Here is a 15687-nt window from a genome sequence, read left to right on the forward strand (position 1 = left end):
TCTATGAAAACTTTTGGACTTACACTCTCTGGGGGTGGAGTGCGTGCTTTAGCCCATGGGGGAATGCTCAAGGCCTTGGAAGAACACAATCTGCGTCCTGTGGTGATCTCAGGTACTAGTGGAGGGGCTTTGGTAGGAGCTCTCTATGCCTCAGGAAAAACTCCAGAGGAGATAGTAGATTTCTTCAAAGAGACTCCCCTCTTTAAGCTATCGATGCTCTCCCTCCCAAGAATGGGACTTATCAATAGCAACAAATACCCTGCTTTATTCCAAAAACACCTTTCTTGCAATACCTTTGAGGAACTCTCCATCCCACTATACATAGCCGCTACCAATCTACTCAATGGAAAAGCTATTTACTTCTCTAAGGGAGACCTCATTTCCCCTATGGTTGCATCTTCGGCCTTGCCGCCTTACTTCTCCCCTATAAAGATAGGAGAGGCTATCTATTGTGATGGAGGGCTTCTGAACAATTTCCCAATAGAGCCCCTCAAGGGAAAGTGTGACATCCTTATAGGAAGTTTCGTAAACCCGCTCAAGGAGGTTAATGAGAAGGAGTTAGGTAATCCTATCAAGTTTCTCCAACGTATCTACAATGTAGTCATGGATGGATCCTATGAGAAAAAGTTCAAGAAATGTGATTATGTCTTCCTACATGAATTAGACAACATAGGAGTATTAGAAACAAAACTTATAGATAAGGCCTTTGACTATGGATATGAGAAGACGCTCTCTCATATAGCCCTTATCAAGAGTTTAGTAGAGAATTAAAAGAAAAATCGTATCTTTGCACTCCGTAACTTTTTATAAATAGCTAAACAATTCATGAATTGCGTATATATCACCAAAGCTAACAAATTCTTACCCAATACCCCTATTGACAATGACCTGATGGAAGCTTTCTTAGGAAAGATAAATGAAGCTGCCTCGCGAGCCAAGCGTGTCGTACTGAGAAATAATGGCATACAAACCCGCTATTATGCACTTGATACACAAGGCAATCCTACTCACACCAATGCCGAGCTGACTTGCTTAGCGATAGAGGGGTTATTAGACAATCGCTTTAAGGCAGAAGATATAGAAGTACTCTCTTGTGGCACCTCCACACCAGACACTTTGTTACCCTCGCATGCAGCTATGGTACACGGCCTATTGAGAGGAAGTGGGTCTGTGGAGCTTAACTCCTCAGCAGGAGTATGTAACTCAGGCATGAATGCCCTGAAGTTTGGCTATTTATCTGTAAAAGCAGGCAATAGTTCCAATGCTGTCTGTACAGGATCTGAACGTGTTTCTACTTGGCTAAGGGCGAACAAATATGAGAATGAAATACAGACCCTTGCCCTCTTAGAAGAACACCCTATCTTGGCTTTCAAGAAGGACTTCCTTCGCTTTATGCTTTCCGATGGAGCAGGGGCTTTCCTTTTAGAGAACACCCCTCTTCCTTCACAAGATTCCTTACAAATCATGTGGATGGAGGGATACTCCTATGCCCATCAGTTGGAAGCTTGTATGTATGCTGGAGGCGAAAAACAATCCGATGGCTCTCTAAAAGCTTGGAGTGACTACGCTCCTGAAGAGTGGTTAGAATACTCTATCTTTGCCATCAAACAAGATGTGAAACTACTTAATGAAAACATCTTGGTAAAAGGAGCAGAGAGTATGCTCGTTGCCCTAAAGAAACATGATCTTTCCGCTGAAGAAATCACTTACTTCCTCCCTCACATCTCTTCCAATTATTTCAAGGAACGCTTATATGAGGAACTTAAGAAAGTAGGGATAGATATCCCTCTTGATCGCTGGTTCATGAACCTGACCAAGGTTGGCAATGTAGGAAGCGCTTCTCCTTACCTAATGTTGGAGGAACTTTTCAACTCTGGAAAGCTACAAAAGGGGGACAGCCTATTGCTTTCGGTACCCGAGAGTGGACGCTTTTCATATTCGTATGCCTTGTTAAAAGTAGTATAACCATGGACTCTATGTATCGTATCTATCCTCAGAAGCGCTATGGCAAAACCCTGACTATCTTAGAGCGATTTGCTCCCAAGGGAACCACCATATTGGACTTAGGGGTACGCAACCCCTTTTCCGAAGTAATGGAAAAGGAAGGGTACATCGTGAACAATACTCAAGGAGAGGATTTGGATCTTTTCCCTGAGAAATTAGCCGACTATACAGGAGAGTTTGTCACCGCCTTAGAGATATTAGAGCACTTGGTAAACCCCTTCGAAGTGCTCCAGCACTTACCTGCCCAAAGACTTTTGGTAACTGTACCCTTACGCTTGTGGTTCGCCTCGGCTTATCGCAATGACAACGACCCTCGCGACTGTCACTATCACGAGTTCGAGGATTGGCAACTGGATATGCTTTTGGAGAAAGCCGGTTGGAGAATAAAATATAGAGAAAAATGGACGCACCCTGTTGGGAAACTTGGTATACGCCCCCTACTAAGATACTTCACCCCAAGATACTATGCAGTATATGCTGAGAGAATAATCGATAATGAATATCAAGTTAAAAAGATATAATAAAACAAAATAAACATTAATTAACCCATTTATTTTTTAGAAAAAGTGTACCTTTGCACGCTATCTATAATAATTAAAAACAGAAAATTATGTGTGGAATTGTAGGATATATAGGAAATAAAGAAGCGTATCCGATTATCATCAACGGACTCAAGCGCTTAGAATACCGAGGCTATGATAGTGCCGGTTTTGTTGTAAATGCTGGAAAATTTATCAGTGAAAAGACCAAAGGAAAAGTTTCCGACTTGGAGGAAAAATCCGCTAAAGACACCCTCTCTGGAGCTACTTTCGGAATTGGCCACACCCGTTGGGCTACTCATGGGGTGCCCAATGATGTGAACTCCCACCCTCATTTTTCCAATTCTGGCAAATTGGTTATCGTACACAACGGGATCATAGAGAACTATCAGCCTATCAAGCAGCGCTTACTCAAAGAAGGCTATGTATTCCATTCTGATACGGATACAGAGGTATTGGTTAACTTCATAGAATACATCAAGAATAAGAAACAACTCCCCCTAGAGGAGGCTGTTCGCTACGCTCTTAATGAAGTAGTAGGCGCTTATGCTATTGCGGTAATGGAGGAAGATCATCCTTCTAAAATGGTCGTAGCTCGCTTAGGAAGTCCCCTGGTAATAGGAATCGGTGAAAATGAGTTCTATATAGCCTCCGATGCTTCTCCTTTTATAGAATATACCCAGAATGCACTCTATCTCGAAGATGGAGAGATGGCTACCATAGAGCTCAATCAAGAGGTTCAGGTACGCAAGATACATAACAACGAGGAGGTAGACCCTACCATACAAGAGCTTAAGCTCAGTATTGATGCTATAGAAAAAGGAGGATATGAGCACTTCATGCTCAAAGAAATCTTTGAGCAACCTCAATCTATCCAAGATACTATGCGTGGTCGCCTCTTAGAAGATCATACCACCAAAATATCAGGAATCAATAACAACCTCAAGCAGTTCCTTAGTGCAGACCGTATTGTTATCGTAGCCTGTGGTACCTCTTGGCATGCTGGATTGGTAGGAGAATACCTCTTTGAGGAACTGGCACGTATCCCTGTGGAAGTAGAGTATGCTTCCGAGTTCCGCTACCGCAACCCAGTGATTAATCCTTCGGATGTAGTGATCGCTATATCCCAATCAGGAGAAACTGCCGATACCTTGGCAGCCTTGAAATTGGCCAAAGAGCGTGGTGCCTTCATCTATGGTATCTGTAATGTCGTAGGTTCGTCCATCGCTCGCCTTACCGACTCAGGAACCTATACCCACGCTGGACCAGAGATAGGGGTTGCCTCCACCAAGGCCTTCACCACTCAGCTTACTGTACTAACCCTCTTAGCCCTCCACTTAGGACACAAGAAGGGAACCATAGATCACACGACCTATAAGAAGCTATGCCAGAACCTTGCCTTAGTGCCTGATTTGGTAGCTAAAACTATCGAAATGACCAAGGATAAGGTTATAGAAATAGCCCAAGAGTACAAGGATGTATCTAACTGCATCTATTTAGGGCGTGGCTACAACTTCCCTGTAGCCTTGGAAGGAGCTTTAAAGCTGAAAGAAATCTCCTATATCCATGCTGAAGGGTATCCAGCAGCAGAGATGAAGCACGGCCCTATTGCCCTAATAGATGAGAATATGCCTGTAATTTTCTTGGCTCCTTCTAAAGGTCATTATGAAAAAGTAGTCTCCAATGCACAAGAAATCAAAGCAAGAAAAGGAAAAATCATTGCTGTAGTAACAGAGAATGATACCCAGATGAGTAGTCTTGCTGATCATACCTTGGAGATTCCTGAAGTAGATGAGATATTCTCCCCTATTCTAAGTGTTATTCCTCTGCAATTGCTCTCTTACCACATCGCTACTATGCGTGGTTGCAACGTAGATCAGCCGCGTAACTTGGCCAAATCGGTAACGGTAGAGTAGCATATCTTCTATACAAAAACAGGTTTTTATAGTGAATTCTTGCTATAAAAACCTGTTTTTCAATTAGATAAAGTTTGTCAAAAAATATTATTTTTTTATTTGGGTAATTAAAAAAAAGGTCGTACCTTTGCACCCGTAAATCGCGGGGTAGAGCAGTAGGCAGCTCGTCGGGCTCATAACCCGAAGGTCACTGGTTCGAGTCCAGTCCCCGCTACTAAATAAGCGTAATTAATTGTCTCTCAATTAATTACGCTTTTACTTTTATATTCGATTAGGATTCAGGATACGACTATTAGCAATATAGGCATTTTCTTCTGAGAGGAAAACACCTATTATTCAAATATTGTCTTCCAGTTATCTGCAAACATCTTGATAGAAAGTGCCAAAAGAATGACCCCTGCTATCTTATTGGCGATAACAATTCCTGTTTGCCCCATCCAATCATTGATTCTTCGACAGTGCTTGATAACTACATAAGCAATAGCTACATTGATCAGGATAGAAATAACAATATCCACAGAAGAATAAGAAGAGTGCAAAGATAGTATCATGGTAAGTACCCCAGGTCCTGCCAAAAGTGGGAATGCTATAGGAACTATCGAAATGCTATTGGCTTCTTCCATTTTATGAAAGCTGACCCCAAGGATCATCTCCACCGCAATGATGAAAAGGATAAAAGCCCCTGCTACAGCAAAGACTTTCAGGGGAATATCCAAAAAGCGAAGCATAGCTTCTCCTGCAAAAAGAAAAATAATCATCAAACAGGCTGACACCAATGCAGCTTTCTCTGTTTGTATCTTCCCAAAACGATTCATCAGGCTGATGAAAATAGGAAGTCCTCCTATAATATCAATAATCCAAAAAAGCTTAAAAGAAATCTGTGCAATATGTTCTAAATTCATCAGAATATGTTTTTGTCACAAAGATACGTTTTTTGCATGAATCTAAGCTCATTTATGAGACTAAAAATTACCACCTTGTCATTTCTCCAAACAGAAAATTAAGGACTCCAAAGGTGCTATATCCACTCGCATATGCGCTTGCCCTCCCATGGTAAAGAGTTGGGTCTGTTTCTCCCCATAGAGTCGATCTTCCAGTGGGTAAACACCATCGGAGAGTAGCCAATGTGCCCTAAGCACAGGAGGGATCTGTAGGTCAAAGCCGTAAGTATCTTCCCTACTGAAATTAACTATAATAATCCATTTGCGCTGTTTTTCCTCCCGCACAAAGCTATATACCTTATCATTATAATAAGAGGTATGTTCTCGATTATATCTATGTATATTTTGGAAATTTCCTTTTATAGGTAAGCGTAACAGGCGGCAATAGAAATCCCTTAGGGAAGCCTGTTCGGGGGTAAGGCCTCCACCATCATAGCGCTTGCCATTGACCCATCCCTGATGAGCGGGCACCCCTATATAATCGAAAATAGAAGTACGAGTAGGCGCACCAAATCCTGCATGCTCTCGAGCTGGTTCGCCTACTTCTTGCCCAAAATAAAGCATTACTGCTGCCTGGCTCAAATGAGCTGTGAGTGTCATGGCAGGTAACCCATAACGCGCCTCTCCAGCAAAGCCCTCACTGGCAATGCGCTGCTCATCATGATTCTCCAGAAAGTGAAGCATCCGCGGGGCAATATCGCGAAGAGGTTCTTGGACAAAATCAATCCTGTCGGACGAATGTCCATAACAGATAATATCTCTCAGGGTATCATAGAGCCCCACCTTATGATAGAGAGCATCCATCTTCCCCATCTGTAAATACTCCCGATAGCGGGCTTCTTCGTAAATCTCAGCCATGAGAAAGCTATCAGGCTTTTGTGTCTTGATAAAGGAATTGAGATAACTGAAGAACTCCACTGGTACCATCTGTGCCATATCATAGCGAAAGCCATCCACCCCTAAAGCCAACCAGAAAGAGACAATATCCTTGAACTTTATCCAAGTATTGGGCACTACACGGCTACGCCAAAAGGCATAATGAGCCCCCCAATCCCACTGAGCAAACTCTGGAGGCAGGGTATCGAAGTCCTTTTCTCCTTCAGGGCTTACTCCATAGTTGAGCTTTACAGTCTCATACCAATCGGTAAGAGCAGGGGCACTACTACGGCTATTCCCTGTCCACTTAGCGGGATACTCCTGATAGGAAGTGTAGGGAATGGTAGGAGTATATCCTAAAGAAAATTCTGGCAGTTGAAAGGATTCTCCGACATTATAATAGAAGTTATTATCACGCCTATATCCTACTGTAGTATCATCTTCTTCTCCAAAATCTTTAATTCCTTCCCGCTTGGAGGTAGAGTGATATTGGCGAGCTACATGGTTAGGGACTATGTCTATAATGACTTTCATCCCCTGCCGATGGATACGCTCCACCAGAGCGACAAACTCCTGCAAACGCTTGTCTGGATTCTCCGCCAAGTCTGGATTCACATTGTAATAATCCTTCACTGCATAGGGGGATCCTGCTCGCCCCTTGACCAAATAGGGATTGTCATGAGCAACCCCTATAGCAGTATAGTCGCCCACCAAGGCATGATGTAGCACCCCTGTAAGCCAAATATGAGTTGTCCCCAACTCCTTTATCCCTTGTAGGGCAGCATCGGTAAAGTCGGAAAACTTCCCCACGCCGTTCTCTTCCTTAGTACCATAAGGAATATTATCAGTAGATATATTGCCAAAAAGCCTTACAAAGGCCTGATAAATAATCACTTTCATTTTTTAGATAATAAGTAAAGTCGCATGAGCAAATAGTGAGTAAAGCCAGCGAGTGTCCACAGCTGAGTATGTGAGTAATAGCATGTGAAGAATAAAACCCAATCACAAACCTCTTAGCTACTCTACTACCAATCACAGACAAAAGGAGGGCAAAGATAAGTATATTTTGAAGACTAACCAACAAAAGCCAAATAAAAGTTAAAAAACAAATAGTGTTACTTTATTTTGTACCTTTGCACTGACCATTCTTCTAACCCTTCTAAACAGTTTTTCCCCTCTTAACAGATAAAACCTAAAAAAAATGAAAAGATTCATTCTACCAGGGATCTTGGCAGCAGTTGCTTCTTGTAATTGCCCTAAGACCGCACAGTCCGCAGCACAAGAGACTGTAAAGCAAAATGTTGCAAAAGAAAATTGGGGTAATCCCAATGAAGTAAAAGCACAAGGTAAGTTCCAGCTTTCTGGTCTTGCTTATGGATATAGTGACTTAGAACCTTATATAGATGGGCGCACTATGTCTATCCACTATTCTAAGCATTACTTGGGATATACTAACAACCTAAATAAGGCTATTGCTGGTACCGCCCTTGAGAGCCAGACTATAGAGGAGATTCTCGCAGGATTGGACTTGAACAACAAGGCTGTACGCAACAATGCTGGAGGTTACTATAACCATACTCTTTTCTGGGAAGTGATGACTCCTAAAAAGACCACTCCCAAAGGAGCTCTATTGGCACAAATCAATGCTGATTTCGGTTCTTTGGAGAATTTCAAAAACCAATTTGCAGATGCCGCTGCTAAGCAGTTTGGTTCAGGCTGGGCATGGCTTGTAGTAGGGCAAGATGGCAAGTTGCACATAGGAGATACTCCTAACCAAGACAACCCTCTCATGCCTAATATGCCTATACAAGGAACTCCTATCCTTGCCTTGGATGTATGGGAACACGCTTACTACCTCAAGTATCAGAACCAACGCCCTAAAGTACATTGATGCCTTCTTCAATGTAATCAACTGGGATGTAGTGGCTCAGAAATTTGAAAAAGCAAAGAACTAATTCTCAATGATCAATGAATAATGAGTAATGACTAATACAGTATTAGTCATTACTCATTATTTATTTTGGTATTGATCATTATCCTCGTTTCCACATAGGCTCCTTGGGGGACTTGGCTAATGATTGCTTCGCGATACCCCTGCCACAGATAACCTCCTGGCAACCAGAACTTATTGACTCCTGCTTCATTGCCTGTAGGCATTCTCAGAAAAAAATTCTCAGGAGAAGGAATATCTATCCGAGAGAGTCTCCTTCCTGCCCAATGCCCATGAGGCACCCCTAAAGCTGCTTCTATATAAGAAACATCTCCCTTTGCTTCTTCCAAAAGACAATCCATTTGTTCCTTAGGGATTACAAATTGACAATTGTCAGGCCTGCCCACAAGCGCACGCCCATACTTATCCAAAATATCTTCAGGTACGATATAGGAGGCCCCTTGTAGAAAAGTACTCAAATGCACTGCTATATCGTTAGGGCGCAAATAGGATGAGGGAGCTGGTCGCTCCCCCTTAGGTATTTTCATAAGAGAAGCACTGGTCTCCCCATGAAGATAATGCACCCATTGGCAAGTATGCCAAGAGGTAGAAGATAGGAATATCTCCTTGCTCTTCTCTACTTTTCTAAGAATAGGCGAGGAAGATTGCTCTTGCCAAATGTCCTCCCTCTGTCCATACGTATTCCCTATTAGCAACAAAGAAATAAGAGATATCTTTGTGAGAAAAGGTAACATATCTCATTAATTAAAAATCTACAGTTACTCCTAATTTTTCAGCAATAATCTGATTGATATGCTCCGAGAGAGCCGGGATTTTTACGCTTTCTAATACGGTATTTGCAAAAGCATAGGTAAGTAGGGCAGCCGCTTCTTTTTTGCCTATTCCACGTGTTTGCAGGTAGAATAAGGAGTCTGCGCTGAGAGAGCCTACAGTACAACCGTGTGAGCACTTCACATCATCGGCGAAGATTTCGAGTTGGGGCTTGGTGTATACCGTTGCCTTATCGGAGAGGAGGATATTGTCGTTCTGCTGATAAGCATTTGTTTTCTGGGCGATTTGCTCTACCATTATCTTACCATTGAATACATTGGTAGCTTCATCACTTACGATACTCTTATAATCCTGATGACTCTCGCAATTAGGACAAGCGTGGTTTACTAGCGTATAATGGTCGGTGTGCTGAGTGCCTTTGAGGATGCTCAACCCTTTGAGGGTAGATTCCAAATACTCGCCTTGGTGATAGAAATTGAGGTTGTTGCGAGTGAGTGTGCCTCCAAATGAGAAAGTATGTACGCTGGCGTGACTATTTGCTTCTTGTGAAATATAGGTGTTATCAATAAGAGAAGCTGTCAGGCTATCATTTTGCAATTTGTAATAGTCGAGGAAAGCCTCTTTGGCTACAAAAGCCTCGGTTACTACGTTGGTAAGGATAGCCGTAGCAGTATCCGATAAGTTTTGGTGTACTTCAATGACTTTGAGCTGTGCATTCTCGCCCACGGCAATAATATTGCGTGGCTGATAGCAAGTGATTTCTTTTCTGTCATTGAAATACAACAACTGTATAGGTTTATCTACTATTTTTCCTTTAGGTACTTCTATATAGATTCCTTCTGAGGCAAAAGCCGTGTTGAGGGCTGTGAATATATCGCCTTTTTCGGTATTGGTATTGAAGTATTTTTTGATAAAGGCTTCTCCACCTTTGTGCAACGCCTCTAATAGAGGGCTAATAGTAGCACCTACAATCTCTTTGCTCGACATTTCGGGGCAGTAATAGCCGTTTACAAACACAAGCTGATAGCAATCTGCGATAGCGTACTTGTGCAACACTTCGGGTGAGAGGGTTGTTTTATTGTGAATAGGTTGCCACAAGCTGTAATCAGTAGCTTGGAGGTTAGAGAGTGAGGTGTATTTCCACGCTTCTACTTTTTTATGTGGGAAACCTTTTTCGACAAAGAAACTAAGGGCTTCTTTGCGAATATCTTTTAATATATCGTCTTTATGAGGGAATGCCTCGAAGGCAGCAACCCATTTTTCTTTTAAATTCATCTTCTTAATCTTTTAGTGCGAGCCACATAGGCTGTCAATTTGCTAATGAGCCAATGGCTAATATTCTAATTTGCTAATGAGCCAGTGATATATGGCGTTGCGATTGCTATCTACTTCGGTATATCCTCCTATCAGCTGACCGTTGTGATAGTGGAGTTCGTCGATATCGCTTACTAAAAACTCTTCTACCTCATCTTGATAAGGTTCAAAACCTTTGAAAATGATTTCGTCTTCCACTGTGAGGGTACTGATATCAAAAATGTAATGCCGATTGCAGTACATATCGGTAATCAGTATTTTGTCACCTTTGAAAGGTTGTGCTATGGCTCCCCAATCCTTGGAGAAATGGTGTTTTTTGAGTGTTTTTAGCGATGGATAACTCATTACATAAAGCTCTGCCTCGTAGAAATTGGTGAATACAGCTTCTTTTTCACTGAGCATACAGCAGAAATCTACATCATTAGGCAATTGTTTGGCTACTTTTAGTTTTTCGTTTTCAAAAGATAGCAGATAGCTCATACAACCATCTTGTCCGCCATAGAAAGTGATAACCACTTTGTTATTAGGTAATGTTTTCAGCTCTATATTAGCATCGTAGATTTCGTCGTCCATAGGTATAGACGCCAAAGCCTTCCCTTGCAGGTCATACACCCATACGGTGATGTGCTGGGCATCGTGGCGCTGGGCAAGCCAAATTTGCTGGCGTTCTATCGCTAATAAAGCCCCCACAATAGGTTTGTTTATTTCCCAAAGCAGTTCTTTTTCAAAAGTGTAGAGCGAAAATCCTTCTGACTCATTGCATACGCCTATTTGCTGATGTTCATAGTTGATAGCAAAGATGTCTTTTCTTTTTGAGAACTGAAACGCCTCAGGTAACAAAGGGTTTGTTAAGGTTTCTGTGTATTTTTCAATGAGCATAACCGTAATTAATAATTAATCATTAATAATTAACCATTATCCTTTCAGCCAATCATAACCTTTAGCTTCCAATTCTAAGGCGAGGTTTTTGTCGCCTGTTTTTACGATTTTACCATCGGAAAGCACGTGAACATAATCGGGGACGATGTAGTCTAAGAGGCGTTGGTAGTGGGTGATAACGAGCACTGCGTTGTTTTCGTTTTTGAGTTTGTTCACGCCATTAGCGACAATGCGGAGGGCATCGATATCGAGACCAGAGTCGGTTTCGTCGAGGATAGCGACTTTGGGCTCGAGCATTGCCATTTGGAAGATTTCGTTGCGTTTCTTCTCACCGCCAGAGAATCCTTGGTTGAGGGAGCGAGAGAGGAAATCGGGGTTTATTTCTAAAAGGGCTGCTTTTTCGCGTATTTTCTTGAGGAGTTCAGCAGCAGGCATATCGGGGAGTCCTTTTGCTTTGCGACTCTCGTTGATAGCTGTTTTGATGAAGTTTGTTACAGATATACCAGGGATTTCTACTGGGTATTGGAAAGACATAAAGATGCCTTTGTGAGCGCGCTCTTCGGGGGCATCTTCTAACAGACTTTCGCCTTCTAAGAGGATATCACCCTCGGTTACCTCGAAGTTTTCGTTGCCTGCAATCACCGAAGATAGGGTAGATTTTCCGGCTCCGTTAGGCCCCATGATGGCGTGTACTTCACCTGCTTTTATTTCTAAGTCAATCCCCTTGAGGATTTCTTTACCATCCACACCTGCGTGGAGATTTTTTATTATTAACATGCTTGATGATTTTATAATTTATTATACTTTCTGATTTATTTCATCTCTTCAAAAATAGCACTATACACCACATCAATGTCTTCTGACAAGCCCCATTCCAATTTATCTTTTGCTATTTGCAGTTCTTCATAAGTAAGCCGCCTGCCTAATTTCTCTTCTGCCCAATGTTGTACATCGGCTACTGTTATGACAAATAATATTTCCTCTTCTTCCATAGTTCTATTTCAAGGTGCAAAGATACATCATTTCTTTTTGTATTCCAAGAAAAAGACGATTTTATCTTTTTAGTAATCTGGAAATTACCTTCTCTCCAAAAAGGTCCTTCCTACAATTTTTCTAAGAACTCTAAGAAACTTCCCGCGACTTTGCGCCATTTCCACTGACCTGCTCCGTGGGGAGCTTTGTAGATAGGCGTATCGTTGCCGTCACTTTTGGAAAGGTCGAGTATATAAGGGTCGGCATCTTTATCGGCGATTACGAACCAATGGGCTTTCCAATCGGGGAAGAGTTCATCATCGGGACTACTGAAAGCATAACCGTATTGATGCTTTATTAAAGTATTAGCACCATACAGATTGATGCCCTTGAGAAAAGCATCATCGGCAGGCGAAAAGCGTTCTAAGAAAGTGAGGTAGACAGCGGGCAGTTCCCAACGCGCTTTAATATTGTTGATAACTTGCTTTTCGGGGACTTCCAAAATAGCGCGGTTGTATTGATATGATTTCACGTGCCAAAAATCTCTCTCTTTTGCTAAAGCCTGCTCTATTTTAGCCATTGCCTTTTCTAAGTCGGTTTGTGGATGGGTTATTAAAAATGGAAACTCGCTGTGTGCTTGTTTTCTTGGGTAACCTTGCGTCTGCCATTCAAGGACTTTTTCTATAGGCAGGGCTTGCCAATAGGCAGGGTCGGAGGGGAGGTCGTTATTAAAAGGCTGTCCGCTATGCTCGGCTAAGGCGATGATAGCACTTCCTTTATTTTCTTTGTTATCCTCCTTTTGCAAGTAGTCTACCAAAAAAGGATAGCACTTGTCTCCCTCTACTTTCAGCAGTCCGCTAAAAGCCCAATAGGGTAAGCCTTTGGATATCATTTCGTAGAAGAAAGGTGCAAGTGCAGTGTCGTTTTCGGTTACAAGTTCCGAGATACGTGCGATCACAAAGTTGCGAGCGTGGGTAATTTTGCTTTCTTTTACTGCTCGTACTAAGGTTTGTAAGGTTTCTTGACGCATTTTCTCGCCGTACTTCTTCACTATTTTTCTTACCAATTCGTGATACTCACTGCCATCGGTAGTGGTGAGGAGTTTTTGAGAGAGGTCGCTGAAATCTTTTTCTTGTTTAGTCATTGTTTGCTTGTTCAAAAGTTACGGTTACATTGGGGAATTTCCTAAGCGCCTCAATACGCTCTTTGAAAGCACCTAAAATATACTCTTCCCACGGAACGCCATACTGGTCGTTGTAGTACAATTGCATTTTCTTGCTGTACTCTAAGCGGTCGGTAACAGCTTTGTTTTGTCGCCAATTCAGTGCTTTGAGGGCATCATACACTTTGTCGTTTTTGGCAGGGATAGGACTTACCCTTACATAGAGCGTTCCGTCTATATATCGCGAAGGGGTGCTTTCTATCTCATTTTCAGTTGTATATACAAAGGTCTTTTCGCCTGTTATGGGGATATGTTGTTGCAGGAGTTGCTCCAGTTCTTCATCGGATAATAATCCTTGATAGGTTTGGGTAGAACGTGGCAACACACGTGTGAAATCGGTGAGTTTCCGGCTGTAAACATCTTGTATTACTTGCCGTTGCGCCTCGTTGCTTATGTAAGGTAGGTGGCTTTGTAGTAGGCGGGTGATGTTTTCGTAGAAATTACCTTCACTGCGTACGAGCGACCCCTCGTATATATCGTTTACCGAGTTGAGCATCTCATAGAAAAAGAAGTCTTCGAGGGTGTTTGCCAATAGCTCAGCCTCGTCTGAGTCGTGTTGTAACAAGGCAATAGGAGGTGTGGGTTTAGGGTGATTTTGGTCGTACAAAAAGCAATAATAATCACCGCCCCCTGTTTGTCCGAATGGGATAAAAAGGTAATCGGGGTTGATACTGAACCAACTGTCCTCGCCGTTGAGCTCTTCGATAGTTTCGGCAATATTAGCAAGTGGAATCAACTCAAAATCACCGCGTGTACAAAAAGAGCGGTGGGTGGTTTTTCAAGCGGGGATATACTTCTTTACTCCAATGTGAAGTGTATTCGCCTATATCTAGCATTTGGTCAGCATAAAGCCGATGATATAGTTCAGGATATTGAAATTGGTATTGTTGTTCTAAGGTTTTTAACATAAGGAGGAAATTAGCGAGTTGACTAATTGGCAAATTGACTAATTTGCTAATTTGTGAACGTGAATAGCATCCGATTGGTGGAGTGGGGTTACAGTAATATCAGTAATTTGAATTTTGTCGGGCAGATTGACGATATAGGCGATAGTATCGGCGATATCTTCGGCATATAGGGGCGTGATGCCTTTGTATACATTATCTGCTTTCTGCTGGTCGCCCTTGAAACGCACCTTGCTGAAATTGGTCTCTACCAACCCTGGTTTTACGTTGGTTACCTTTATATTTTTGTCCATTAGCTCTATGCGCATCGCATCGCTGAGGGCTCTTACGGCAAACTTGGTCGCACAATAAATACTGCCATTAGGGTAGGCTATTTCTCCCGCTACCGACCCTACATTTACAATCGTTCCCACCTTGCCTGTGGCAATCATTAGCGGAATCACATTGTTGGCGATATAGGTAAACCCTTTGATGTTGGTGTCTATCATCTGGTCTATATCTTCAATGGCGTAGGTATGGAGGTGTTGCAATCCTATTGCCAAGCCCGCATTGTTGATGAGGATATCTATTTGTTGCCATTTTTCGGGTAAGGATTGGATATTTTTCGCCACCTCTTGGTAGTTTCTCACATCGAAAGCTAAGGTAGTAACCTCTATAGCGTGTTCTTTTTCGAGTTGGGTTTTCAGTTCTGTCAATACCTCAGCACGGCGAGCGCAAAGAATAAGGTTTACGCCCATTTGTGCCAATTTTTCGGCTACGGCTTTACCTATCCCGCTACTGGCGCCCGAGATAAAAGCGATTTTCCCTTTGATACGATTTAGTTCCATTTGTATAGATTTTTAAGATTAATTGTCAATTCTATTCCCTGACACCTACTTCCATATTTTCTCCATTACCTCCTCCACAGTAGGCTCGTGATACTTGCCTTTTTTATCCTTGGTGGTATTGAATACAGAAGGGTCAAAATGCGGACAGTTGAGCTCTAAAAACTTATAAAAGTATTGATGTGCGTAGAACATATAAGGCATAAACTCCTCCTGAAAGTCGTTTTCGCACTCAAATTCATTGTCTATGATGATACGAACAAAAGCAGCGATATCTTCACGAGTGAGGTTGTTATGCTTTACAGGGTCGGGCATTGCCAAATCAAAGGCAAAAACCTCAATACCATTTCCTTCCCACCATTCCCACAGCCAAGTATTGGAAAGGTCTTTACCCGTGAGCTCACTGAGGTATTGCTCCATCGCCTTGTATTCTTTGTCAAAGACTTCTTCGGGAGTATCTTTACTTTGGCTATCCCAAAATGCTTCGTAGTCTTCTAGGCGTTTTAGTACAAGTGGGTACAGCTTTTCGGCTGTAGCAAAATCGGGGCGTAGTTCTTTTCGTAGGGTGTTCAT

15 protein-coding genes, 1 tRNA gene and 1 pseudogene are annotated in these 15687 nt (G+C 42.3%); 6 read left to right on the forward strand and 11 right to left on the reverse strand.

Annotation, left to right across the window (positions count from 1 at the left end):
• Positions 1-3 precede the first annotated feature (3 nt).
• From CAPGI0001_RS01160 to CAPGI0001_RS01180, 5 genes are all read left to right on the forward strand, one after another.
• Positions 4-771 (forward strand): patatin-like phospholipase family protein, encoded by a 768-nt coding sequence (locus CAPGI0001_RS01160; RefSeq protein ID WP_040359240.1) that lies wholly within the window; start codon positions 4-6, stop codon positions 769-771.
• A 54-nt stretch (positions 772-825) separates the two neighbouring features.
• Positions 826-1965, forward strand: coding sequence for a dialkylresorcinol biosynthesis protein DarB (gene darB, locus CAPGI0001_RS01165; RefSeq protein WP_002665877.1), 1140 nt, complete (start codon positions 826-828; stop codon positions 1963-1965).
• Positions 1966-1976: 11 nt separating this feature from the next.
• Positions 1977-2525: a class I SAM-dependent methyltransferase gene (locus CAPGI0001_RS01170; RefSeq protein WP_040359270.1), complete on the forward strand. Its 549-nt coding sequence runs from the start codon at positions 1977-1979 to the stop codon at positions 2523-2525.
• 89 nt (positions 2526-2614) lie between these two features.
• Positions 2615-4459, forward strand: coding sequence for a glutamine--fructose-6-phosphate transaminase (isomerizing) (glmS, locus tag CAPGI0001_RS01175; protein WP_002665801.1), 1845 nt, complete (start codon positions 2615-2617; stop codon positions 4457-4459).
• Between the two features lie 141 nt (positions 4460-4600).
• Positions 4601-4673: transfer RNA gene (locus tag CAPGI0001_RS01180), tRNA-Met, on the forward strand.
• Between the two features lie 118 nt (positions 4674-4791).
• Here the strand turns inward: CAPGI0001_RS01180 and CAPGI0001_RS01185 are convergent.
• Both CAPGI0001_RS01185 and CAPGI0001_RS01190 read right to left on the reverse strand, forming a co-directional pair.
• Entirely contained in the window at positions 4792-5361 is a 570-nt protein-coding gene (locus tag CAPGI0001_RS01185) for a MarC family protein (RefSeq protein ID WP_002665792.1), read from the reverse strand.
• A gap of 78 nt (positions 5362-5439) precedes the next feature.
• Positions 5440-7176 (reverse strand): alpha-amylase family protein, encoded by a 1737-nt coding sequence (locus CAPGI0001_RS01190; RefSeq protein WP_002665890.1) that lies wholly within the window; start codon positions 7174-7176, stop codon positions 5440-5442.
• Between the two features lie 301 nt (positions 7177-7477).
• Here CAPGI0001_RS01190 and CAPGI0001_RS01195 point away from each other — a divergent pair.
• Positions 7478-8231: pseudogene (locus CAPGI0001_RS01195) on the forward strand (superoxide dismutase).
• Between the two features lie 49 nt (positions 8232-8280).
• Here the strand turns inward: CAPGI0001_RS01195 and CAPGI0001_RS01200 are convergent.
• From CAPGI0001_RS01200 to CAPGI0001_RS01240, 9 genes are all read right to left on the reverse strand, one after another.
• Positions 8281-8961 (reverse strand): hypothetical protein, encoded by a 681-nt coding sequence (locus tag CAPGI0001_RS01200; RefSeq protein WP_002665822.1) that lies wholly within the window; start codon positions 8959-8961, stop codon positions 8281-8283.
• 10 nt (positions 8962-8971) lie between these two features.
• Positions 8972-10273, reverse strand: a complete 1302-nt coding sequence (gene sufD / locus CAPGI0001_RS01205) for a Fe-S cluster assembly protein SufD (protein ID WP_002665621.1) — start codon at positions 10271-10273, stop codon at positions 8972-8974.
• Positions 10274-10330: 57 nt separating this feature from the next.
• On the reverse strand, positions 10331-11191 hold the full coding sequence (locus tag CAPGI0001_RS01210; RefSeq protein ID WP_002665743.1) for a hypothetical protein: 861 nt from the start codon (positions 11189-11191) through the stop codon (positions 10331-10333).
• A gap of 36 nt (positions 11192-11227) precedes the next feature.
• Positions 11228-11968, reverse strand: coding sequence for a Fe-S cluster assembly ATPase SufC (gene sufC / locus CAPGI0001_RS01215; protein WP_002665630.1), 741 nt, complete (start codon positions 11966-11968; stop codon positions 11228-11230).
• 35 nt (positions 11969-12003) lie between these two features.
• Positions 12004-12183, reverse strand: coding sequence for a hypothetical protein (locus CAPGI0001_RS01220; protein WP_002665789.1), 180 nt, complete (start codon positions 12181-12183; stop codon positions 12004-12006).
• Between the two features lie 110 nt (positions 12184-12293).
• Positions 12294-13307 carry an SMI1/KNR4 family protein gene (locus CAPGI0001_RS01225; protein WP_002665884.1) on the reverse strand — a complete coding sequence of 338 codons (1014 nt, stop codon included), beginning with the start codon at positions 13305-13307 and terminating at the stop codon, positions 12294-12296.
• A complete protein-coding gene (locus tag CAPGI0001_RS01230; protein ID WP_002665854.1) occupies positions 13300-14121 on the reverse strand; it encodes an SMI1/KNR4 family protein in 822 nt (273 codons plus the stop codon). Before CAPGI0001_RS01230 ends, CAPGI0001_RS01225 begins: the two co-directional genes overlap by 8 nt.
• Positions 14122-14331: 210 nt before the next feature.
• The gene (locus CAPGI0001_RS01235) at positions 14332-15117 is read right to left on the reverse strand and encodes an SDR family NAD(P)-dependent oxidoreductase (RefSeq protein ID WP_002665646.1); all 786 of its coding nucleotides are present in this window, start codon (positions 15115-15117) and stop codon (positions 14332-14334) included.
• Positions 15118-15162: 45 nt separating this feature from the next.
• Positions 15163-15687 carry a hypothetical protein gene (locus CAPGI0001_RS01240; protein ID WP_002665748.1) on the reverse strand — a complete coding sequence of 175 codons (525 nt, stop codon included), beginning with the start codon at positions 15685-15687 and terminating at the stop codon, positions 15163-15165.

This window comes from Capnocytophaga gingivalis ATCC 33624, from assembly GCF_000174755.1.
GTDB classification, from domain to species: Bacteria; Bacteroidota; Bacteroidia; order Flavobacteriales; family Flavobacteriaceae; genus Capnocytophaga; species Capnocytophaga gingivalis.

Bases quoted from the DNA above. Each gene is read 5' to 3' on its own strand.
- CAPGI0001_RS01160 (WP_040359240.1), top strand. From the start codon at position 4: ATGAAAACTTTTGGACTTACACTCTCTGGGGGTGGAGTGCGTGCTTTA.
- darB (WP_002665877.1), top strand. From the start codon at position 826: ATGAATTGCGTATATATCACCAAAGCTAACAAATTCTTACCCAATACC.
- CAPGI0001_RS01170 (WP_040359270.1), top strand. From the start codon at position 1,977: ATGTATCGTATCTATCCTCAGAAGCGCTATGGCAAAACCCTGACTATC.
- glmS (WP_002665801.1), top strand. From the start codon at position 2,615: ATGTGTGGAATTGTAGGATATATAGGAAATAAAGAAGCGTATCCGATT.
- CAPGI0001_RS01185 (WP_002665792.1), bottom strand. From the start codon at position 5,361: ATGAATTTAGAACATATTGCACAGATTTCTTTTAAGCTTTTTTGGATT.
- CAPGI0001_RS01190 (WP_002665890.1), bottom strand. From the start codon at position 7,176: ATGAAAGTGATTATTTATCAGGCCTTTGTAAGGCTTTTTGGCAATATA.
- CAPGI0001_RS01200 (WP_002665822.1), bottom strand. From the start codon at position 8,961: ATGTTACCTTTTCTCACAAAGATATCTCTTATTTCTTTGTTGCTAATA.
- sufD (WP_002665621.1), bottom strand. From the start codon at position 10,273: ATGAATTTAAAAGAAAAATGGGTTGCTGCCTTCGAGGCATTCCCTCAT.
- CAPGI0001_RS01210 (WP_002665743.1), bottom strand. From the start codon at position 11,191: ATGCTCATTGAAAAATACACAGAAACCTTAACAAACCCTTTGTTACCT.
- sufC (WP_002665630.1), bottom strand. From the start codon at position 11,968: ATGTTAATAATAAAAAATCTCCACGCAGGTGTGGATGGTAAAGAAATC.
- CAPGI0001_RS01220 (WP_002665789.1), bottom strand. From the start codon at position 12,183: ATGGAAGAAGAGGAAATATTATTTGTCATAACAGTAGCCGATGTACAA.
- CAPGI0001_RS01225 (WP_002665884.1), bottom strand. From the start codon at position 13,307: ATGACTAAACAAGAAAAAGATTTCAGCGACCTCTCTCAAAAACTCCTC.
- CAPGI0001_RS01235 (WP_002665646.1), bottom strand. From the start codon at position 15,117: ATGGAACTAAATCGTATCAAAGGGAAAATCGCTTTTATCTCGGGCGCC.
- CAPGI0001_RS01240 (WP_002665748.1), bottom strand. From the start codon at position 15,687: ATGAACACCCTACGAAAAGAACTACGCCCCGATTTTGCTACAGCCGAA.